We start from the raw sequence: 20,206 nt of genomic DNA, 5'->3' as shown, positions 1-20,206 counted from the left end.
TATGATCGAGCAGTTCCTGGGGGCTTCGCGGCACCATACCTTAGCTGATGACCGAGCCATCGATGGCCATTATGGATCTGAACGCCACACCATGAGCCTCAAATCCTAGCTTCGGCCACTCAAATCTGTAATCCACAGTAGAATCAGGTTGTACCGGTTCTGCGATCGGAATGCCGGGGCTCACGCTAGCGGGTGCCCTAGTGGCCATCCTGCGCAGACCCACCACATGAGCAGTGCAAGGATCCGCTATGCCCAGATACCTCAGCAACAGCGCAATACGTCTCTTGGAAGCCAGCCAAGAATCCTTAGCCTTAGCACTGCATTGCCTCGGCACTCCTAACCGAGGAAGCTTAAGAGTTGAGGTGGCCAGATATTCACCCGCGATTGGACTAATCGGAGCCGCCGCAGAGCAGGCGTTAGCTGCCATTATTGTGCAGGTTCGGGGCGACGAAGCGTTGGCGACTTCTCCAACCCAGTACAAAAGTGCTCGACAGATATTGTCGGACATGAGGGAGTTACTGCGCGCTCCCATCCCTGCTAGCTCATTTCTCACCGCAGGTGTAGACAACCCTGCTCAACATCGCGAGGCGATTCTTCAGGCGTCGGAGGGGTTTTCGGTACTCTTCACCTACAGGGCCACCGGTCTCCATGCTGGCCTTGGCGTTTCTCGTACAGTAACGCTGAAACAAGCATTCAAGGTTCACGGTTTCCTCGAGCTCATAGCTATGTCAACTCGTATCCGGCCTTACATGGATCGATTACCAATACCGCCGGATGAAATCATCGATCAGAATGTGCTGATTGATGACCTGGTACAAAAATTCCAAAGCAACGATGCCATGACTGAGCGAGTTAATGCCTTGCGGTCTCTGTTCCTGATCCTACCTGAAGTGCCTCGAGAAGCACCGGAGTGGCTTGATGCATTTGACCGCTCCGTAGTCGCGCCCCGCCCCGCCGACATCACTCTGCTCTTAGAAACCCTTCAACACGCAGCCCCCATGAGGTTCCGCCGCATCAATGCAGAGGGTCAGGCGCTGCCAGTAGTCGTCCGTCCAAATGAGGCAAACGCATTGCCTATTGCCGTGCAGGATATGCGGCAAGCCTTTGGACATGCACGTGAGCAATTTGGCGCAGATGTGGGGAATGCTAATGGTCGACTTGACCAAGGAAACCTGGATCTGCCCCCTGAATCATTCCTGCTCGATTTGTGTCTTCAGGGCCCGGAGCAACTGCGCGAGACCCTGCAGAGGCAAACACTCACAGGACAGGAGGTCTGGCCTTTCGTTGCCACCGCACTGAACCAGCAGGGAACAGAACGCCCATACTGGTTCCTTGTATCGATGGTCGACGACATCGGCCAGCTAATCGGCCAGCTACGCCGAGCTATGGCCGTATCCCGACAGGATCAATTCAAAGAGCGCTGTAGCGCTGCCCTCAAAGCCCTTGAAGCTAAAAGGCAAGAGCGCACTCTATCGCCCATTACTGAGATAGCAACCTTCACTGTCACACAAAATACAGCAGCTGAGTCGGTACGAGAAAACATCCCCGACTTGGTGGATCGTAACGAAGGAACTGTCCGCGAAGCCTCTCTGGAGGCGATGCTGCCACTCGCGGCGTTGTACGCCGGTGAATTCACTGCCGGCCAGGCTTTTCCTGCGGTGTATGCGATCGAGAACCCTGACTCAAAAAGGTATTGGACTCGTCAGTTGCTCACAGCAGCAACAGATGCCAGTGACCGCTCAATGCTTATCACCGCCTTGCGAGACCCGGTGCTTGCCAACCTAAAAACGGATGCACGAAAGGCACTTCGTCTGGTAGATATCCTGACCTATGGGCCGAATATAGAACTTGGATGAGCGATGGAGATCTTGGACTCATTGTCGCGGAGGCTCAATTCAATGCACCGGCTCACCTAGGCAACCGGCTTTATGAACCTGGTAGTCGGTTACTGTTTGATAGAGATGGTCTGCCTCAACGCGCAGGCGCTAAATCTCAGCTGCAGGTCGCTTGTGTTTCACCTCTGAATCGCCGAGCTCAATTCAAATATGAAGCTCATTGAGCTCAGCGAACTAATTTACCTAGGCTAGGCTAGGCTAGGCTAGACATCATCTTATTAAGATACGACGTAAGCTTTTCTGACAAATTCTTCTCTCGGGGAGAGGATATAAACTTCACAAAGCTATCATTCTCGTAGGCATGGAGATATCTCTGCGGCACCTCAGAATCGAACAAGAAAAGTAGCTGCTCAAGCTCTGGATGACTTTCTTTCACAGAATTAAAATACTTCTTAGAAGGTAGACTATTATTTCTTTTCACCTCAAGACCGACGACATGATTTGAGAATCTCAACAGAAAGTCCACACTATGATTTTTTGTGTAGTGAAAATTCTTGTTCTGCTTCTTATATCTTTTTAGAATATTTTCAACCTTTGCCTCAAGCTCATATTCCTTTTCGACCAGCCTTTGAACCACATCTAGATCAAGCTCGCCGCTATATTCAATTTTCTGTTCCTTCCCATTAATATCCTTGATGGTAAGCTGCATATTTTTAACAGCAGCCTTCCCTACTACCTTTTTTAGGAGAGCCCCAATGACAGGAATGAGTACAGCGACCGCAGTCGTTATAATAAGCTCTTCCATCAAAACTTCTCCTTAATCCAGGTCATTACAAGGCTGAGCAAATACACTCCAGCTCCTATCGCGAAGGGCATATCCAGCTTCCAAATTTTCCTTATAGGAACCTCTGTAGTCAGAAAACAACTAATAGCCCACAAAAACAAAAATGCAAATACCAATATCCAAGTAAACCCCACAATTTGACTATCTCGATTAGTTGTCAAAAATGTATTAGGATGCCCTTGAATATTGACCTCAATAACTTTTGGCTTAGTCAACGGCATTAGAAATGATAACGCCGCAGCCGCCAGTGCGGGCCCTGCAAATGAAGTATTCTCAACTTTCATCACAAATTTTAGCCCCCACTCAAAGGCTACGAGAATCAGCGGAAAACCATACGTGATAACTTGGTACATTGACTCGTGACTTCTTAAAATTCACGCTCCCTCAGCAGTATCATACAGATAAGCCTCGGCCCAGGCCGTGAAGATAGCCTATAGCCCTCAACGAGTCCAGCCTACCATGGTTATCATTGTAGATGACTTACCATGTTCCTCCTGTGCTGATTCACTTCGAAACCATCGCTTATACCGATTTCGCCACTAGTCACGTCGAGCATACGATTTCGGGCTTAAGTTTTTCATCCTTGTTAACGAAACTCCAGGGTTCTGAACCTCGCAATCGCTCATAAGCTACGACAGCTAGAGCACGTGCGCCGTTCCATCTGAACGTTGCCATTCCAATCATGCGAACCTTCGTCGCAGCGGCCCTCCGTGGGTCAGCCAAGCTGGTCGTCTCCGAGCACGCCGACTGATATTGAAATTTTCAGGCAATAGATTTCTACCTAGACACCTTCGGAGCCGCTCGAGTCGTGGATACTGAAGGCCTGCTCTTGACGAACATGGGCTAGTTTTCCAGCAGCCTGAGTAACGCCTTCGCGAATGACGCAGCTTCTGAGCATGACTAAGCTTCTCAAGCTGATGTCTCACTATCAATTTATATTGCATCTGTCAGGCAGTGATACCAGATAGCGTTAGGCATGAGGCGCGAGCCGCTTAGAGAGCAATATCCCTTTAACCTTGACGGAGCAGTCGCTATTTTCATTGGCATAAGAATGTCATTGGTTGATCATACGATCGACCAATGGGGGGGGGGGGGGGGGGGGGGGGGGGGGGGGGGGGGGGGTAGCGCTTTTCTGACGGGGCTAAGTGCAAAAAGTCGTTTTAGAGACGCAGCGGTCTTTTTTATTCAAGCTTTGATTTACCAACATAAAAGCAAGAGCTTAGTGTGCGCTAAACATTCGCTCATTGAGCTACCGCTCGAAGTTTGAAGCTGTGACCTAGATGCAACGACAATGGCATGGTCGTTTCCGTGCAACACTCTAAGTTTGCATTTTCATAGCAAAGGACAACCAAAAGGGGGTATCATCAAGAATACTCGTACGCTTTCAGAGGACGAGACAGGTTCGTAATCCCTGCCGTTTCCTAACGGCAACCCCCTCCGCTGAGAGCCCACATCTTACCGTAAGCTATCTCTATGTCACTAAAAGAATTAGGCTTTGATGAGCACACCGCTACTGATGGCGGTGTCGCGATACTGGTCGGCCCTAACGGAGCCGGCAAGAGTTTCTACATGCTCAGCTTAGCCGAGAGTTATCGCACCAAGCGAAATATCACCGTCGTTTCCAATACCGCGTATGGACGCCTTAACAGCGTAAGGAACGTAAATCGACTTACAGTAGGACGTAATGGCCCTTCACCCAGCAAAGTAATTAAAAATGCTATATCCAAAACACTAGACAGCGAGACATCCGAATTTTATCAGCTGAGCGCGATTCTGGATTATTGCCATTACTATCCACGTTTCGGATTCAGCTTGAAGGGCTGTAACCCAAGCTGGCCAGAACGCTTTGAAAATTTAGTGGGAGACCCCAAACGTTTTCTCAAGTCCGCTCAAGAAATGAAAGACTACCAAATTGCGCGCAACTTTATCGAAAGATGGACGCCTGGCAAAATTCTTTGGATAGACCAATCTTCAACGGCTCATGAGTATTCTTTAAGCCGAGACTTTGCCGCATTACTCCGCTGCGAAAAGCTCCTAAAAAAATTTGGACTTTTAGACGAAGTTGAAGTTCATCTATCAAAAAAAGATGGAGGTATTTTCGAAATCAGCGGCGCAAGCTCCGGTGAACTCTCGCTAATAAGTTCTTTGATTTTTATTTCTTCGACTGTACCTGATAATTCGATCATCCTCATAGACGAACCCGAGAACAGCCTGCACCCAAGCTGGCAACGGGAGTACGTAGGCAAAATTTTCGCTGCGCTGGGATACCGAAAAGTATCCGTAATAATTGCCACCCACTCGCCCCTATTGGTGACCGGCGCAGTGAATGAGAGACCTGATTTGGTTACAGTTTATGAAGTATCGACAAAAGACAACAGCCCTATAGAAATTGATAGAATCGATGTCGAATCAAGTGGTATCGAAGCTATTCTATGGAAGGTTTTTGAAGTAGTCACGCCGGAAAGCCATTTTGTTAGCGAAGAGATCATCGACGCAATAAACCAATACGAACGCGACGAGATAACCAAAAACCAAGTAACCTCACTAATTCAAAAAATGCGCAAACGCAGTTTTGACGACAATCAAACCAAGTTCTTCTCGGCACTGATAGAACTCGTTGATAAAGTGGAGAAGCGAAAGATCAATCAAACCGGCCAGAAGAGTGAAATATAGATGACCGACGCCTACTTGCCGGCGCTTTCTGAATTAAAGTTCACCGCCCAAGAAGCCGATGCTATCAAAGCAGCCCTTTCCTTGCCAAAACCCTGGGGAGTAGATAACGAGCACATAAAAAACGTAAAAAACAAAATCCGAGAACATCACCTAGAGCGCCATGGTCAAACGTGTTGCTACTGTCGAATCATACTTCAGGGAAGTGGTCACTTCATGATCGACCGTGAGCACATACTCCCTAAGGGCAATGCCAAATACAAGATCTTATGCTATGAGCCTTGGAATCTTTCAAGCTCCTGCAAAAGATGCAACATGGAAATTAAAGGTGAAGATGACAATTTCGTCATCGATAAGACGGACGCCTCGAAGCTCAAACTTAGCAGCAACTACTTATTTGTACACCCAAATTTTGACGAATGGGAAAAACACTTAACCCGGGAAGCGCACCAGATAAGTCGCTTCGTATTCGTCAAGTACGCGATAATCGACAATAGCACTAAAGGGCAATACACATACGAATATTTTAAGCTAAAAGATCTTGAGATAGAGAGTTTGAATGCGGCTCAAGGGATAAAAAATCCCGCTCCAGATCCGAGTGAAGGTGCAATTGAGGCCCGAGCAATCGCAGAAGCATTCGGACAGCTGTGAGCCCATACCGTATGGAAATTTGACCCAAGGATAGCGCTGGCGGCGAGGATCATGGTGTCCGCTTAAAAATACGCGGACACAATCACCCTTAATGCAGTAGTTCGGAAGGTGAGTTCGCCGGACGCTTACAAAGACTAAGCGCCAGCAGTACCAGAGCCTTAAATCTCTTCTGTTTCTGCCTCTGCCTGGAACACCTCGATGAGCTTTTGGTTGTAGTCGTCGAGGTAAGTCTGGAGACCTTCGCGATCGACCAGTCGCACCGCCGCCGTAGCTGCCAATTCCTTGGCTGACTTGGTGAAGTAGGAGTTGGTGACAACCATCGCTTCATCACAGCCGTAGAAAGCTTTGGCAGAGATGGCTTGCTGCACAGCAGCGTTGCCCACCGAGCCGCTGTAGTTTTTGGCTTGGATTACCATCGTCTTACCGAAACGACTCACGAACAGATCCGCGCCTTGATCAGCGGTCTTATGTGTCTCCCGGACGTCGTATCCGATAGTCTGGAAAATCTCGACCAGGAACGCCTCAAACTGGAATCCATCCATCGCATCGACCAGATACATGGTGATGAAGCGATTCGGGTTGAAGTGCTCAAGCTGGCTTCCCAAGCGCTCAACCAGGATGTCGAAGTAGATTTCTTCGCACAACCCCAACCCGGACTGGAAAGTCTGAAGCGGCAGCAAAGGAACGCCGGTCGTGCTGGCAGCCTGAGGGTTGAACTGCAGTCCAGGGAACGAAGCGTCGCTTTCCCACAGGTAGAAGTAAAACAGCGCTAGGTCAGCCCTGAATGTGGTTCCGGCTTCCTCGATCCAAGACCTCAGCGAGCTGGCCAGGTCGGATCGGATGTGGCGGCTGACCTCTCGAGAGAAGCCGGCGTACACAGAGTTGAATGCAGTCGTGAGCAGTAATTTATCTAGCAAGGTAGGTAGCTGTTCAAGCTCGTCAAAGCCCCTGCGAATCAGCACCTCCCTGAAAAGCTCACGTTCGGAGTAAACGCCATTCATCCGTGCACCTGGTACCGCTGCTTCATCACCGCCGCCACCTACTGGATTGCGGGTGGTGTGAATGAAGTTGGTGAAATACGGCTGCTTCAGCTCTGCGTATTTTCTGAGAACGCTATTCAGCAAGTCGTTCAGCTGAGCCTGCTCCTTCTTCTTCCCCCAGATGTCTTTCAGGAACCCTTTCGACTGGTACTGGAAATCGGGGTAGAAGGATGGGTCAAGCGGCGTCATACCTTGCTGGGTATGCTGAGGCTGTCTGGCCGGGTCTGAAGTCCCGCATCGGGAACAATAGGTCTCAAAGGTCGAGCGATGGCAATGATTACATTGATAGATCACGGTATGTCGTCCCTGTGTCTTTAGCCTTGCGCGGCCACCCGCTCTGCTTGCTGAATTGCTGGCTTAGGCAATGCCATACGAAGGCTTTCACGATACTGCTCCGCCGGCGCCTCATGGGTGACCTCGACGACCGCATCATAGTTTTCCCGGATGATTCTCTCGATCTCAGCAATGTCAGCTCGGAAGAATTCTTTGCGCCCGTTGACCTTGTTGAGGCGACCAGAAGCGAAGTGGTCGTGGAGCTTTGCTTCCAACGCGGGCGCATTGTTCGAGAACACCATCGCATGAACGTCGAACCAGAATGGCACCGATGCGTCACCCAGCTCATCGACTCGATCCATTGGCTCCAGGCGACGTGTCATACCGATCTTGTAAATGCCCTCGCCGAATGCGCCGAGGTTAGAGATCACATACACATACCCGGCTTTGGCATTCTGCTCGCGATAATCTATGAGCTTCTCTTCGCTCTCAAGCTCGGCTCGACCGGCCTCAACCTCGGCCAGCTTCACCAGCAGCGCTGAACGCTCCTCATCAGTTTGCACTTGCTCAAGGCGAGCCTGCAGGTCACGCATTGCAGACGTGAAATGCTTCCGCTCCTTGGCGATTTTCTCTCGCGCCGCGCGAATCTCTTGCTCGAGTTTTTGCTGCTCCCGCAGCTCTTCCCGGGCGCGTTTCGCCTCTTCCTTTTCCTCTTGCTTCTTGATCTGGAACTCATGGGCAAGGTGCAGCTCATCGAGCTTAAGGTCGAGGTAGACCCCAGAAATCTCTACGCTCATGATCTTGCCTAGCCGGTTGCAAGCTTCAAACGATTTGAGGATTCGCTTTTCGCCGAGCTCGACGTTGTCAAATTTCACGTTCGCCACGCAGACATCAGCTTCGTTGTTGAACGAGCGAATCACCAGCTTGATCATGTCGTTGACCAGCTTCCGGCCTTGGGTCTGGCTGTTGTTCACCGTCCAGTTCATGTTGCCGGTGGCCGCCTGCCCATTCTTGATCAGGACTTTCTGACGATCACGAACGTAATCCAGTCGAGCCTTGTACTCCTGGCTGCTGGTTAGCTTGAACTTGGGCTCATAGAGGGCGAAGCTTTCCAGGAGCAACGTCTCTTCCCAAACGAGTATCTGCCCCTGCAGATCTGTGGAGCGCTGTGCGAGAGCAGCCAACTCCCTCTGCGCACGTTGGGTCTCTTCGCGTATACCCGAGAGCCTGGCTTGCTCTTGCTCAATCAGCTGCTGGATATTCACTACGTCCATGGCGCCGATTTTCGTGACGAGCTCTTGCAGTTGCGAATGCTGTACCTGAAGCTCTGCAAGCTGTCTTTCAAGAGCTTCAGCACGCTGTCGATGGGCTGGGCCTTTCAGATAGTCGCTAAACGACATGGGATCCTTCCTCGTTTGAGTCGAATGCTTTGAGTGGGAAAGCACGAGGTAGATATGGATCGCCCTACAACGACCTGCCGTGCGGAGCATTTCTGGCGTTAGCTCAATGCACCTCTTCCCTGCTGCGAATGAGCGTAACCGGAGTGAAATCAGAAAGCCATCATGAAGACAGCTAGGGTGAATAGGTTTACGAGTGACCAGCGGTGCTCATATCAAGCTGCTGCCTAGCTTCACTCAACTCCACCTCCGCTTGCCGTAGCTCATTCTTGATGCCCGTCCACATCAGAACCAAGGTGGCAATTTTTTCGCGAGAGGCGCTTAACTCCTCGCCCATCACAAGCAGCTCACTCTCAAGTAGAAGGCACTGGTGCTCGAGCAACTCCTCTCTCGAGAAAAACCCGAAGCAGTCGTCCTGGGTCTCGTGTGAATTCTTCATAGCGCTCGTCACCGCATGGAGTACAAATGTTCTCCTTCTGAGCTTAGCGAGATACACTGTATGCATCAACAGTGCGTCGACGCAGGGGAACGCTCGTCACACCTCCTCGCTGTCCTGAACAGAGGAACATTCAGACTGAGGCAGGCCGTGACCTCTACGTGGCGTTACTGAGGACGAGCACATATGGAGGAGTTGCACATGTCACTGAAGTCATCATTCGCCATCGTGCTGCGGACGCTTCGCACCAGGCGAAAAATCTCGCAGCGCGACTTCGGAGATACCAGCCGGACTTTCCTTTCCAAACTGGAAGGCGCCCGATCAAGCCTAACGCTGGACAAACTTGAGCAGGTGAGCCACCGGCTTGAACTGAGCTCATTGACGTTGCTGACCCTTACCCTGAGCCAGGAGTCTGGTAGAACTGCCGCAGAACTCATCGATGACGTCCGCTCAGAAATTGAGAGATTGGAACGCGATGGGGATGTGCCGGGCTTACAACAGGCTGCCCGTCAACCATGCATACCGCTGGCGTCGTAGGCACGGCTAACACAGATGTGCCCTCCAGCATCATGAATCACAGGCAGTATTCCTGCGAGTCGCCCGCTGGGTGTCGCATAACCTCAATCGCGCCCGGACGCCGCTGGTGATGAGATGGTCGGCCAAGGTTCGTCACTGCTCCAGGTTTCTTCAAGGATCGTTCTGAACACGTCACTGAGCCCTGGGTATCTCCCCGTCCCTTGCAGTACTTGGACGAGCGCACGCAGATCCTCAGCCTCTTGAGCTGTCAGGATCAAGTCACAGTAGTGCAGCCCTTCTGTGGCTTTTGTGAGCTGAGCTTTGTAGTCGTCCTGCATGAAAAGGCCTCTATGTGCGCCGGCGGCTACCCGTTTGCATGCTGGGTAGAAGAACCTCAAAGCTGTTCAGGATCTATGCGAGTAACCGACTTGTGTTCGTGCGACCCACTTCTTTTCAGCGCCGCCTGCATATCGCAACCTGCCTGGTCTCGCCTCAAAAAAATTGGGGGCAGCTCTAAATTTGTTCACGAGGGCAAAGCTAGCCGGCCTAACGGCCGAAGAAAGCGACTTTTACCAAGCATCCTACCCAAAGTCAGGTGATCAACGCGTGCTGATGGTCAAAAAATAGACAGGATTTTCAGAGCGTAAAGGAATGGCAACAGCGGAAGCGGTAGGAGTGAAGCGTGATTTGGCGAGGGAGCCCGAGAGCTCGCTGCTTTTTGTTGATTACAAAATATATACTCCGTCTCGCAAAAAAAATTTCAAGGGGGTGTTTTGAAATTATTTTTCGTGAGCCCTTTTCCAATCCCTTGTCATCTACGCAAAAATGCCTGCTCTGCTGGGCGAACCAGCTCTAGCCGCACACGATCAGGCATCGCTCACATCCCGCCTTGGGGGGCTCAAAAGGCTCTGAACTGATGGCGGTTTCGAAACCGGCATCGAGTCAGTACGTCCCTCCGCTTGAAGAGCATGGAGTCATTGATCGTCTGGAGCCTCTTCCTATCCGCCCTACCGAAAGCAGACTCGCGATCCTGCATAGTCAGCAGGGCACGCATGAGGTGCCGTTACTGGTGGGCTCAGCAGATAAAACCCCGTTCGCAAACCATAAAAAAACCTCCGAAAGCGGAGGTTTCTTCAGTTCTTATGACTTACTTAGAGAGCCAGCTTTCTACTTCATCAGAACCGTATTCAGCTTTCCAGGATTTCAACTTCGAGTGGTTGCCGCCTTTGGTCTCGATCACTTCGCCCGTGTGGGGATTCTTATATTGCTTGACCTGGCGAGCGCGACGCGGAGCTTTCTCAACCACTGCAGGCGCAGCACGGCGACCAGATTGCGGATCCAGTAGGTTGATGATGTCACGCAAGCTGAAGCCGTACTTGGCCAGCAAATCGCGCAGTTTAGTCTCAAACTCGATTTCTTTCTGAAGCTCGCTGCTGCCCTTCATAGCTTCCAGCTCAGCCAACTGGGCTGCCAATTTTTGCTCAAGCTGACGAAATTCGGCCAATCGCGACATGTGCATCACTCCGTAATGTGCAGTTGGTCTTAAGAGAATCCTAACGCAGTTTAAGTTCAAACCCAAATGAAAATCAGCAAGCACATTCTGAGCTCGGCGGGTCTATGGACATCTCGAAAACTTCCGAGACATCTACTTTAAATGGATCCAGCAGCTCAACTTTTCCAATTTGTAACCCATACAGCCAACTCCAAGGGCGACGATATGGTGCCATGAGGATATGGGGCGCAGTCCCGAAGCGCGCGCATTTACAGCACATTACTCAGCTACTGTGGCATCCAAAGCCTTGTACCAGTCAGCGTATGGCGAAAGGTCTACCCGACAGCGATTGTAGTCCGGGCTGCCGTCGTCCCACCAAACGGGCCCCCGCTCGCCCAGACCCACTTTGGCAGCATTCACTCGCGCACGCGCAGATTTCAGCATGCTCGAATCGTCAGCGCGCTTGGCCTTTTTGACATCTCGTCGAGCATCCATCAGGGCATACACAAGGCGTTGCCGCTCGCATTCACTCAATGAAGGATTCGTGCAGCGCCAGAGCTGACCTTTGACAACAAAATAGCGTCCGTCTGGTGTCGTTGGATGCATAGCGAAGATCTCGTGAGCGATACATCAACGACACCAGAGATGACTCAAAGACTGCATGTAAGGGGATAGATCGCCACACAACCTGAACAGTCATTCGTGCAGGCAGCGCAACCTGCCGGCTGAATACACGAGAGAGCAAGTCAGCCTTCTCTGGAGCCATGGAGCACATTTGTACTCCAACCTCTTCTTGTCACTACATCCACGAACCACCCCTACCTGCGTGTTTTCCGGCGCCCCTTTGACACAGGGTATTATCGATGGCTGATCACTGAGAGACACAGGCAGCGTATGACTGAACATAACCAGCACGACGTACCGTCAGGCGCTTTGACGGCGCGGGACGTCTGCCAAGTGTTGCGAGAGGCGGTGTTCGGGCGCCGGACAATGACCAAGATTGGCAGCCAGTCCTGGGAGCAGGTGTACGCCTGCCATTTCGAAGTGGATATAGAGGGATGGCGGATCACGATCTACAACGACTGTGATGAGCTGGACTATTGCGAGCGGTGCGTTAGCCCGGATGGGCAGCGCTGGGATTTCGATCCTGGTGACCGGACAGATCCGGTTGCCCTGTTATCGACATGGGAGCATCAGAGCCTGGAGCGCATGTTAAAAGCCTTGTAGAGCGTTTAGGGCGTGCCTTACTAGGCCCGGCTGTCGTGAACCGAGCCATCGCCTAGCGACGTCTCGGCCCTTCGGGCTTCCATCCGTCACGCCGCCGCGCTCTGCCCACGATTTCTCACTTTTTATCCTCTCAAATGACTCTATGCCGCTAGAACGACTTGGCCTTCCAAGCGGCACCTCTTGACCAAGTGTGGCGTTAAGTGGCCATTACTAGTGACTAGTCTCGGATGGGCCGCCAAGTGCGCGCAGCTGATAATCAGTAACGGCCTGAAACCTATGCTCTGCCAACAGCCGCAGGCGCTCGAGCTCCGCCCCGCTGACACCGTCGGCTTGCGCCTGGTGATAACGTTTCATAGCCTCCACGGCATCGGTGTACATCGGATGATCAGGAAGCAGGACGCTATTGGGATCCTTCATCATCGTGGTATTTCCTAGGGCCTATACGATTACATGAATCATAGCCTCGAATACGTCAGCTTCTGCGGTACCAGCTTCGCACTCCATGGAGGCTGAGGAGCGCACTGCAATCCGCATGGCTGCGAATCAGCGGCCTTCCGATGCCACATCTCAACTCAATGTACCGACTGACCTAACGTACCGACTGCGTGCAGGTGATAGCCGGCCACGGTCAGGTGATAGGCCTCAACGTAAAGGCGCTCGGACTTTGTGCCGGGTCGGCCTAGGGCGATCGCTTCACTGTAGACACGGATCGCCCCGAGCGCTTGCTTCACTTAGCCATTCCGGCAGAGCGTTTCCGTAAAAGTCACGATGTGGCTGGGTGGAAGCTGGGTGCAAGACACGCATCAATGAGTTGAGCAGTCTCGATCAGTCGCTGGCTCAAAGCTGGGAGAAGCGTCACTGCGACGATAGATCTTCGTTGAGCGAGTTCAAGGACGATATGAAGAACGGCATCGGAGTGCCGCATGATTTCTATCAAATGTAGCCCACTAGGCCCGTTGGCTCCAGAGATCCAATTTTTGGTCGTTCTTTCACTCGCGTTAGTCCAATTTCGCAGGGTCTTAATAGCTCTGTGTGAAGTGCCAAGCTCGTTCAGCAGCGCTGACGCCAACGCATGGGCGTACACGTCAGAGCTTATTGGAAAAGAATTGCCCATTTTCGCGATCATTTTTCCACCTCCCAAATTTATTATTTGATATGCGCCGATAGGCATACAGCAGTCTTGCCTAGGGTAATAGGTATGCCACAAACCAACTGATAGGCCTGCCAAATGCGACCGAGCACATCATTTAGCGCAGAAACCACTAACAGGGCGGCAGCTTATGTCAGGATGTCGACTGAGCATCAGCAGTACTCCACAGAAAATCAGCTGGACGCTATCAACATTTACGCGCAGACCCACAATCTCAATGTTGTAAAAATCTATACGGATGCAGGGAAAAGTGGACTCAGTCTAGATGGGCGCGAGGCTCTTCAACGTCTGCTTGCGGATGTAGAATATAGAAACTGCGACTTCGCCACCGTGCTCGTCTATGACGTCAGTCGGTGGGGGCGCTTTCAAGACCCAGACGTCAGCGCAAGTTATGAAGTACGCTGCCGGCAAGCAGGCGTTAGAGTAGAATATTGTGCTGAACAATTTGTAAATGACGGCTCCCCCGTGTCCAGCATCATAAAAAGCATGAAAAGAATGATGGCTGGCGAATACAGCCGCGAACTTTCTGTGAAGGTATTTGCCGGCCAGTCACGTTTGATTCAGCTAGGGTATAGGCAGGGCGGCACTGCAGGTTACGGCCTACGACGCCACCTCATAGACCAAGCTGGCAGACCTAAGGCAACGCTTTCCTGCAAAGAATACAAAAGTCTTCAAACCGACAGGGTAGTTCTAGCGCCTGGGCCAGACGCTGAGCGAGAAGTAGTGCTAGAGATATATAACTCATTTATTAAAAAGGCTCTGACAGAAAAAGAAATTGCCGATTCACTAAACAGGCGCGGGCTACTTACTGACCTAAACAGGCCATGGACGCGCGGTGTTGTACATCAAATTCTTGTGAATGAAAAATATATCGGCAACAACGTTTGGAACCATACATCAGCAAAACTAAAGATGCCTCGCATCGCCAACCCCGCGACTGAATGGATAAGAGCCGACGCAGCATTTCCAGCAATAGTTGACCGCTCGCTATTTATTGCTGCCCAGGCAATAATTCAGGCTCGTACTCGCTTATGGTCAAACGAAGAAATGCTGACGAGTCTAAAAGACTTATTTCTAGAGCGAGGGTGTCTCTCAGGCCTTATCATTGACGAACAGGAGGACATACCATCAAGCAGCTGTTACCGAAAGCGGTTTGGCAGTCTGATTGACAGCTATCGTCTCATCGGATATGAGCCGGCTAGGGACTATAGTTTCATTGAAGCCAATCGTCATCTACGAGAACGTTATCCTGAGATACTCACTGATACGCAGCAGAAAATTGAGGCTGTAGGAGGACGAATATCCATAGATCCGAGCACTCAACTAGTACTTGTTAATGATGAGTTTACAATTTCCATTGTACTCTGCCGTTGCCAGCAAATAGGAGCGGATCGTCGACGCTGGCAAGTAAGATTCGACTTCAGCCTTTTCCCCGACATCACTGTCGCCGTACGCATGCTCCCAGGGGAAGAAGAAGTTCTTGATTACTATCTGTTTCCTATGATTGATCTGGTAGCGCCTAATTTGCGGCTCGGCGACGCAAACCCCCGAGAACTGGAATTGTATCGCTTCGAAAGTTTGGAAATCTTGTCCACGCTGAGCAAGCGATTCCACCTGACGAGCGCCGCGTAATGAACGCGCCTCAGGAAGCTCCGCTGACACTACATGTCGCCCGAGCTTCGTCTATTGAACAAATCCCCTTAGAGCTCATCAAGGTTATTAACCCAAGGCAGCGCAATAAGAAAGTTTTCGCCAGATTAGTTGAAAATATAGCAAATCTAGGATTAAAAAGACCTATAACTGTAGCCCGCACTAACGCAGGCTTCGACCTAGTGTGTGGTCAAGGTAGATTTGAAGCCTTTAAGGTGTTAGGAGAGAGAAAAATCCCTTGCGTGGTGATAACCGCTAGTGAAGTGGACAGATATCTGATCAGTCTAGTAGAAAATCTCGCGCGGCGAAAGCACTCGAACCGCGACCTGCTAGAAGCAATAAATTCGTTACATGATCGCGGATACACCACCAAACAAATATCACAGAAGACGTGCCTAGACTATAACTATGTTGGCGGAATACTAATTTTACTAAGGCAAGGTGAAGAGCGATTAATCAGCGCTGTAGAAAAAGGCTGGCTACCAATTAAAATTGCTATAACAGTCGCACGCTCAGATGATACTGTAACTCAAGCAGCCATGCTCGAGGCATATGAAAATGGCTTACTGAAAGGCGAGCAATTAATGAAAGTCCGCCGCTTAATCGACAATCGTCGCGCTGGCGGGAAATGCTTCAAACATCAGAAAACACCTGAGAAGATTACTACTTCCCGCCAGCTTCTTAATGCGTATCAATCTGAGGTGCGCAGACAAAGATTGATGGTAAAGAAAGCAGACATTGGCGAACAACGTCTATTATTTATCGTCACAGCATTAAGAAGGCTTCTCTCTGATGAGTATTTTTGCTCCCTGTTGAAGAGTGAAGGCATTGAGGACATGCCACAGGTTTTAGCCGATCGCGTCAAGGGAGAAATATGAACGAAATTAAAAGCGCGTTTGATGGCAGGCTATTAACTTTGGCAACATCTCAATTGCTGCCATCACGAATTATCCCGGCATCAACTCTCAGCTCGCCTAAGTATTTAACGATTCTAGCATCCATACGAGAGCTCGGAATCATTGAGCCAATAGCTATACACCATGAGCCAATTGACTTGAATGAGCAACCATCGAGATACTTAGTACTTGACGGGCACCTACGACTAGCAGCGTTAAAACAGCTAGGCGCACAACATGCACTCTGTATGCTTTCGACCGATGACGAGGGATTCACGTATAATAGACAAATAAGTCGACTAACTCCCATTCAAGAAAGTAAGATGATAACTCAGGCTATCGAGAGAGGAGTTTCTGCCGAGCGAATCGCTGAAGTCCTCAACATTAGCCTTGATCGGATCCAGCTGAGGCAAAACCTATTAAAAGGAATAGCGAAAGAGGCCATCGAATTATTAAAAACAAGAATGGTTAGTCAGCCGGTCTTCCATGCACTTAGAAAAATGAAGCCAATGCGGCAGATCGAAGCTGCAGAAATGATGATTTCTGCAAACTGCTATACCGGACGTTACGCGCAGATGGTATTGACCGCAACAAGACCTGAGGACTTATTGGAGACTAAGACCTCAGTCGAAGGTGTATCTCCTGAAAATATCGTGAAAATGGAAAGAGAAATGGAGAGACTTTACCATGATTACCGGCTTGTTGAGGATACTTTGGGAGAAACCATGTTGGTTCTGGTTGTAGCAAAAGGCTATTTGACTAGAATTTTACGCAACGACTCAATTTCGGCGTATTTGCAACGTTTCGAGCCTGACTTAGCTCGAGAACTAATGGGAATCATGGATGCAGTCACAGCAGATGCGAGAAATCTAGAGCGGGAGTAAGGGCCCTACAGTTCAGCTTCCTATGGCCCCATGTCTCTCTAATGTACCGACTCACCTAGCGTACCGGCTCTGTACAGTTGATAATCGACCACGGTCTGATACAGGTGATCCGCTGCAACGCGAAGGCGCTCGATCTCGGCTTCGGGTCTGCCCTGGGCCATTGCCTGGTTGTAGGCTCTGATGGCCTCCAGCGCTTGCTTCAGAAGAGGCTCACCTGCTTCAGCCATTCCCAGCAGTGTTCGCTTCATTTGGTTGCCTCTGCGTCGTTAAATCATTCAATGTCGCGCTCTATAGTATGACTCTTAGCCCCTTCGGGGGATATGCGATGTGACGCAACCGCGTGTACCCTATTTCTGACCGCTTCGCGCTCAAAGATTGGAACAGCGTTATTTACAGTAAACAGTCCAGAGCTCATCAACTCGAGTGGTAAAGCTCTGACTCATCATCTCCCGGCGCATACCCCAGCTTGGATCGACCGGCACGCTTGCCAGCCGCATCGTCCCCCTACCCCAACTACCATTCACCGCATCAAGCACGCCCATCAACTTCTCGCTCGCCACAGGCTGAGCAACCGCGAACAGGTCACCGGTAATCTCGTTTGGCTGGCTGAGGTCGAGCAGCATTATTCATGCCTTGCTGTAACGGAAACCTTCACGGAAAACCCGCTCCACGCCCTCCTGCGCAGCTTTTGTCAGCAAACGCGTATCGTCCGTTGGATATGGCAGCTCGACCAGGATGCCGTTGGCGTATTTGGCCTCATCCGGATTAAACATGCCCGTGCGGATGCTCACTCGAAGCCGTTTGCACAGCGACTGCTGGGCCCACAGCTTCTCGGCAGCTCTGGACGTGTAAGTTGCAACCGCCTCTTTGATTGGAGCCAGCTCGGTCAGTGGGGTACCGAACATACGACTGCAGCAGATCTCCTTAAAATGTCCGGGGGAAGATCTGAGGATCAACACATAGGGCAAGGTAGCGGCAGTGACTTTCAGGAAGATGATCCTCAGCGTGCCGGTGGCGCAATCCAACGGGATGGCCAGAGAGGACATACCACTGGCAGCAAAGCTGACCGGGAGCAAGGCATGGATGAAGTGTCGCAAGCTATTCAGGATGAAGACAGCGGGATGACGGAAGACAGCCGCTGAGCAACTATCCAGGGCTACGGATAGCCCTGGATGTTAGATGGAGCAGTTTGCGTTGAGCACTTGGCCGTCAGCATCTCCGCTTAACGACCAATCTTGAAATACGTGGTGTCTAGGCCACTTGTTTCGCTGCTGGCCGTTGAACTGTAGCGAGACGCCTGGCTCGACCAACACCCCAGGCCAGAGCTCGAGTCATGGATTCACCGGGGCGAGAATCGAAGGATTCTTCATGCAATGCCATTCCGCAGCCAGCGTACACACCGATGAACATTTGCGTCTGACCAGTGCGCGAGAGCCTGACCTGGACATCAATCGTGGTGCCGTCATCGAGCTCCTCGTCATGGATACGATGATGAAGCACTGGATCCGCCCAATCCCAAAAAACATCACCTCGAATACGCATGCCGCCCTCCTTCGACTTTAGTCTTATACGGAGACCTAACCATAGCAAAGCAAAGCAAAGAGGGAGTTCAATGACTTAGGAGGTAGTAACGCGAGTATCAGACAACCGGCCTGATTTTCGATACAAATAAATTTTCTTGTACATCTTTCCAGCTGTGGTCAGGCGGACAGAGCAGGTAATCGACAAACTTGTCCAGTGAGTGAGCCTGCTGATCTAGCCAGCTCATATCAAAGCCCCCTCACGCATGCAGGAACTTCATTTTCCGGCTGTCCGTCGGCTAGTGAAAATAAAAAAAGGCCGACAATTCCTTGCAGGCCTTACCGCCAATGATAAGCGGTCACTCCTCGCACATGACTTAGACGTCTAGAACAATGGCAGCGTGTAGCTCAGGATCAATCTGTTCTCATCGATATCGCGCTGGTAATTGGAGCGCAGCGAGGCGTTGCGCCAGAGCATGCTGACATTCTTGAGTGGGCCAGACTGAATGATGTAGCCCAGATCGGTGTCACGCTCCCACTCTCGCCCTTCACCCGCATAGGTAGCCGGATTGGCATGGTCGCCTCGGTTGTAGCGTGTGGAGAAGGTTAACCCTGGAATACCTAGCGCAACGAAGTCGTAGGCATACCGCAGCTGCCAAGTGCGCTCTTCAGCCTCCATGAAGTCGGCTGCCATCATGTAGTTAGTAAGGTAGGCATCGGTACCTATGAGGTAAGGCATGGCGGTCGAACCAGACAACCCTTGATAAGCGACGCCAACGCTGTGGCCAGCCTGACTGTATGTAAGCAGCGCGTTGACGGTGCGATTATCGACCTCGCCCGCCCGAGCCTGACCTGAGTCGTTACTGGCGAAATAGCGTGCGTCCAAAGCCAACCTGCCTGGGCCCATGGCGGTATTGCCGATGACACCGAGGTAGTGCTGACCATAGATACCGTCGAGCTCGCCGTATTGGTAGCTCAGGCTTAGGTTGGGATTGACCACGTAGTCGACACCGCCCATGCGAAAGTCGTCTGTTTGCGGCGTGCCGCTGAAGCGTCGATTCTTGTTGACTAGACTCATCGCCTCGCTATGGGAGTAATCGCGCTTAGTGGTGCGGTCTATTTGGGCATACGTAAATGTCAGACGGTCAAACTCTTTAGAGGTCAGCACGCCGCCCTGGAAGGTCTGCGGCAGAATCCGTCCGGTGCTAGATGCGATAGTAGGGTATTTGAGCAATTGCGTACCGATCTTGAGCTCTGTCTTGGACAGCCGCGCTTTAGCAGTCAGACCGAACTTGCTGTATTCGTCGGGGGCACGACCATCGGCACCTACCGGGAGCAGACCTGTACCACTGCGATCGGGAGAGGAGTCGAGCTTGATGCCAAGCATGCCGATGGCATCAACGCCTAAGCCAACCACTCCCGGGGTGTAACCCGAGCGGAAGTCGAGGACGAAGCCTTGGGCCCACTCCTCGCGCTTTGACACACCTGGGTCTTCGCGAAAGTCCCGGTTCAAATAAAAATTCTGGGCTTTGAGGGAGGCTTGGCTGTCCTCGAAAAAGCCTTCGGCCTGCGCTGGTAAGGTGAACGACAACAGGACTGCAGTCGGAAGCATTTTGTTGTTTTTGTGCATGACTGATCCACACGGCCCGCTGAGCACGAGCCGGTTTCCTTGATGTTAATGGGTGGAGCGCGTTGGACAGAGACGTCTCTACCCAAAGGCGGCTA

General features: G+C 51.2%; 19 protein-coding genes and 1 pseudogene. 8 read left to right on the top strand and 12 right to left on the bottom strand.

Annotated elements, in window-relative coordinates; all coding sequences use genetic code 11:
* The first annotated feature begins 248 nt into the window (after positions 1–248).
* Positions 249–1,856 (top strand): hypothetical protein, encoded by a 1,608-nt coding sequence (locus tag RYH74_RS08310; RefSeq protein WP_317409240.1) that lies wholly within the window; start codon positions 249–251, stop codon positions 1,854–1,856.
* A 232-nt stretch (positions 1,857–2,088) separates the two neighbouring features.
* On the opposite strand, the gene RYH74_RS08305 is transcribed toward RYH74_RS08310, so the two are convergent.
* Positions 2,089–2,640, bottom strand: a complete 552-nt coding sequence (locus RYH74_RS08305) for a hypothetical protein (RefSeq protein WP_317409239.1) — start codon at positions 2,638–2,640, stop codon at positions 2,089–2,091.
* The gene (locus RYH74_RS08300; protein WP_317409238.1) at positions 2,640–3,032 is read right to left on the bottom strand and encodes a hypothetical protein; all 393 of its coding nucleotides are present in this window, start codon (positions 3,030–3,032) and stop codon (positions 2,640–2,642) included. The genes RYH74_RS08305 and RYH74_RS08300 overlap by 1 nt, the downstream gene beginning before the upstream one ends.
* Before the next feature lie 1,120 nt (positions 3,033–4,152).
* Here RYH74_RS08300 and RYH74_RS08295 point away from each other — a divergent pair.
* Both RYH74_RS08295 and RYH74_RS08290 read left to right on the top strand, forming a co-directional pair.
* The gene (locus tag RYH74_RS08295) at positions 4,153–5,352 is read left to right on the top strand and encodes an ATP-binding protein (protein WP_317409237.1); all 1,200 of its coding nucleotides are present in this window, start codon (positions 4,153–4,155) and stop codon (positions 5,350–5,352) included.
* Positions 5,353–6,000: a hypothetical protein gene (locus RYH74_RS08290; RefSeq protein WP_317409236.1), complete on the top strand. Its 648-nt coding sequence runs from the start codon at positions 5,353–5,355 to the stop codon at positions 5,998–6,000.
* 158 nt (positions 6,001–6,158) lie between these two features.
* Here RYH74_RS08290 and RYH74_RS08285 read toward each other — a convergent pair whose 3' ends face one another.
* Together RYH74_RS08285 and RYH74_RS08280 are read right to left on the bottom strand one after the other, a co-directional pair.
* A complete protein-coding gene (locus tag RYH74_RS08285; RefSeq protein ID WP_317409235.1) occupies positions 6,159–7,334 on the bottom strand; it encodes a restriction endonuclease in 1,176 nt (391 codons plus the stop codon).
* 20 nt (positions 7,335–7,354) lie between these two features.
* Complete coding sequence (locus tag RYH74_RS08280; RefSeq protein ID WP_317409234.1) at positions 7,355–8,713, bottom strand: DUF4041 domain-containing protein; 1,359 nt, start codon at positions 8,711–8,713, stop codon at positions 7,355–7,357.
* A gap of 634 nt (positions 8,714–9,347) precedes the next feature.
* On the opposite strand from RYH74_RS08280, the gene RYH74_RS08275 reads away from it, so the two are divergent.
* Positions 9,348–9,683, top strand: coding sequence for an XRE family transcriptional regulator (locus RYH74_RS08275; protein WP_317409233.1), 336 nt, complete (start codon positions 9,348–9,350; stop codon positions 9,681–9,683).
* An 83-nt stretch (positions 9,684–9,766) separates the two neighbouring features.
* Here RYH74_RS08275 and RYH74_RS08270 read toward each other — a convergent pair whose 3' ends face one another.
* The 3 genes from RYH74_RS08270 to RYH74_RS08260 all read right to left on the bottom strand — a co-directional run bounded on the left by RYH74_RS08270 (position 9,767) and on the right by RYH74_RS08260 (position 11,760).
* Entirely contained in the window at positions 9,767–10,000 is a 234-nt protein-coding gene (locus tag RYH74_RS08270; RefSeq protein WP_317409232.1) for a hypothetical protein, read from the bottom strand.
* Positions 10,001–10,809: 809 nt separating this feature from the next.
* A complete protein-coding gene (locus RYH74_RS08265; protein WP_121161486.1) occupies positions 10,810–11,175 on the bottom strand; it encodes a histone-like nucleoid-structuring protein, MvaT/MvaU family in 366 nt (121 codons plus the stop codon).
* 258 nt (positions 11,176–11,433) lie between these two features.
* Complete coding sequence (locus tag RYH74_RS08260; RefSeq protein WP_317409231.1) at positions 11,434–11,760, bottom strand: hypothetical protein; 327 nt, start codon at positions 11,758–11,760, stop codon at positions 11,434–11,436.
* A gap of 288 nt (positions 11,761–12,048) precedes the next feature.
* On the opposite strand from RYH74_RS08260, the gene RYH74_RS08255 reads away from it, so the two are divergent.
* Positions 12,049–12,381 (top strand): hypothetical protein, encoded by a 333-nt coding sequence (locus RYH74_RS08255; protein WP_280044338.1) that lies wholly within the window; start codon positions 12,049–12,051, stop codon positions 12,379–12,381.
* 210 nt (positions 12,382–12,591) lie between these two features.
* Here RYH74_RS08255 and RYH74_RS08250 read toward each other — a convergent pair whose 3' ends face one another.
* Positions 12,592–12,801, bottom strand: coding sequence for a hypothetical protein (locus tag RYH74_RS08250; RefSeq protein ID WP_135192852.1), 210 nt, complete (start codon positions 12,799–12,801; stop codon positions 12,592–12,594).
* A gap of 808 nt (positions 12,802–13,609) precedes the next feature.
* Here RYH74_RS08250 and RYH74_RS08245 point away from each other — a divergent pair.
* The 3 genes from RYH74_RS08245 to RYH74_RS08235 are packed head-to-tail and all read left to right on the top strand — an operon-like array spanning position 13,610 to position 16,961.
* Positions 13,610–15,163 (top strand): recombinase family protein, encoded by a 1,554-nt coding sequence (locus RYH74_RS08245; protein ID WP_280044337.1) that lies wholly within the window; start codon positions 13,610–13,612, stop codon positions 15,161–15,163.
* Positions 15,163–16,059 (top strand): ParB/RepB/Spo0J family partition protein, encoded by an 897-nt coding sequence (locus RYH74_RS08240; RefSeq protein ID WP_023663151.1) that lies wholly within the window; start codon positions 15,163–15,165, stop codon positions 16,057–16,059. Before RYH74_RS08245 ends, RYH74_RS08240 begins: the two co-directional genes overlap by 1 nt.
* Complete coding sequence (locus tag RYH74_RS08235) at positions 16,056–16,961, top strand: plasmid partitioning protein RepB C-terminal domain-containing protein (RefSeq protein WP_023663152.1); 906 nt, start codon at positions 16,056–16,058, stop codon at positions 16,959–16,961. The genes RYH74_RS08240 and RYH74_RS08235 overlap by 4 nt, the downstream gene beginning before the upstream one ends.
* 38 nt (positions 16,962–16,999) lie before the next feature.
* Here RYH74_RS08235 and RYH74_RS08230 read toward each other — a convergent pair whose 3' ends face one another.
* The 4 genes and pseudogenes from RYH74_RS08230 to RYH74_RS08215 all read right to left on the bottom strand — a co-directional run bounded on the left by RYH74_RS08230 (position 17,000) and on the right by RYH74_RS08215 (position 20,111).
* A complete protein-coding gene (locus tag RYH74_RS08230) occupies positions 17,000–17,209 on the bottom strand; it encodes a hypothetical protein (protein ID WP_139657732.1) in 210 nt (69 codons plus the stop codon).
* Between the two features lie 138 nt (positions 17,210–17,347).
* Positions 17,348–17,887, bottom strand: a pseudogene (locus tag RYH74_RS08225) (DUF4113 domain-containing protein); the annotation flags it as partial.
* 325 nt (positions 17,888–18,212) lie between these two features.
* The gene (locus RYH74_RS08220) at positions 18,213–18,503 is read right to left on the bottom strand and encodes a hypothetical protein (protein WP_128637372.1); all 291 of its coding nucleotides are present in this window, start codon (positions 18,501–18,503) and stop codon (positions 18,213–18,215) included.
* Between the two features lie 363 nt (positions 18,504–18,866).
* Positions 18,867–20,111 carry an OprD family porin gene (locus tag RYH74_RS08215; protein WP_317409230.1) on the bottom strand — a complete coding sequence of 415 codons (1,245 nt, stop codon included), beginning with the start codon at positions 20,109–20,111 and terminating at the stop codon, positions 18,867–18,869.
* Between the last annotated feature and the right edge of the window lie 95 nt (positions 20,112–20,206).

It is taken from the genome of Pseudomonas sp. LSJ-87, assembly GCF_032971465.1.
In the GTDB taxonomy this organism is placed as follows: domain Bacteria; phylum Pseudomonadota; class Gammaproteobacteria; order Pseudomonadales; family Pseudomonadaceae; genus Aquipseudomonas; species Aquipseudomonas putida_Z.
This window is presented reverse-complemented; position numbering and strand designations above follow the sequence as displayed.

Coding starts and splice junctions, on each gene's coding strand:
- RYH74_RS08290 (WP_317409236.1), top strand. CDS start 5,353: ATGACCGACGCCTACTTGCCGGCGCTTTCTGAATTAAAGTTCACCGCC.
- RYH74_RS08275 (WP_317409233.1), top strand. CDS start 9,348: ATGTCACTGAAGTCATCATTCGCCATCGTGCTGCGGACGCTTCGCACC.
- RYH74_RS08300 (WP_317409238.1), bottom strand. CDS start 3,032: ATGTACCAAGTTATCACGTATGGTTTTCCGCTGATTCTCGTAGCCTTT.
- RYH74_RS08255 (WP_280044338.1), top strand. CDS start 12,049: ATGACTGAACATAACCAGCACGACGTACCGTCAGGCGCTTTGACGGCG.
- RYH74_RS08230 (WP_139657732.1), bottom strand. CDS start 17,209: ATGAAGCGAACACTGCTGGGAATGGCTGAAGCAGGTGAGCCTCTTCTG.
- RYH74_RS08260 (WP_317409231.1), bottom strand. CDS start 11,760: ATGCATCCAACGACACCAGACGGACGCTATTTTGTTGTCAAAGGTCAG.
- RYH74_RS08295 (WP_317409237.1), top strand. CDS start 4,153: ATGTCACTAAAAGAATTAGGCTTTGATGAGCACACCGCTACTGATGGC.
- RYH74_RS08265 (WP_121161486.1), bottom strand. CDS start 11,175: ATGTCGCGATTGGCCGAATTTCGTCAGCTTGAGCAAAAATTGGCAGCC.
- RYH74_RS08310 (WP_317409240.1), top strand. CDS start 249: ATGCCCAGATACCTCAGCAACAGCGCAATACGTCTCTTGGAAGCCAGC.
- RYH74_RS08305 (WP_317409239.1), bottom strand. CDS start 2,640: ATGGAAGAGCTTATTATAACGACTGCGGTCGCTGTACTCATTCCTGTC.
- RYH74_RS08245 (WP_280044337.1), top strand. CDS start 13,610: ATGCGACCGAGCACATCATTTAGCGCAGAAACCACTAACAGGGCGGCA.
- RYH74_RS08250 (WP_135192852.1), bottom strand. CDS start 12,801: ATGATGAAGGATCCCAATAGCGTCCTGCTTCCTGATCATCCGATGTAC.
- RYH74_RS08270 (WP_317409232.1), bottom strand. CDS start 10,000: ATGCAGGACGACTACAAAGCTCAGCTCACAAAAGCCACAGAAGGGCTG.
- RYH74_RS08280 (WP_317409234.1), bottom strand. CDS start 8,713: ATGTCGTTTAGCGACTATCTGAAAGGCCCAGCCCATCGACAGCGTGCT.
- RYH74_RS08215 (WP_317409230.1), bottom strand. CDS start 20,111: ATGCACAAAAACAACAAAATGCTTCCGACTGCAGTCCTGTTGTCGTTC.
- RYH74_RS08220 (WP_128637372.1), bottom strand. CDS start 18,503: ATGCGTATTCGAGGTGATGTTTTTTGGGATTGGGCGGATCCAGTGCTT.
- RYH74_RS08240 (WP_023663151.1), top strand. CDS start 15,163: ATGAACGCGCCTCAGGAAGCTCCGCTGACACTACATGTCGCCCGAGCT.
- RYH74_RS08235 (WP_023663152.1), top strand. CDS start 16,056: ATGAACGAAATTAAAAGCGCGTTTGATGGCAGGCTATTAACTTTGGCA.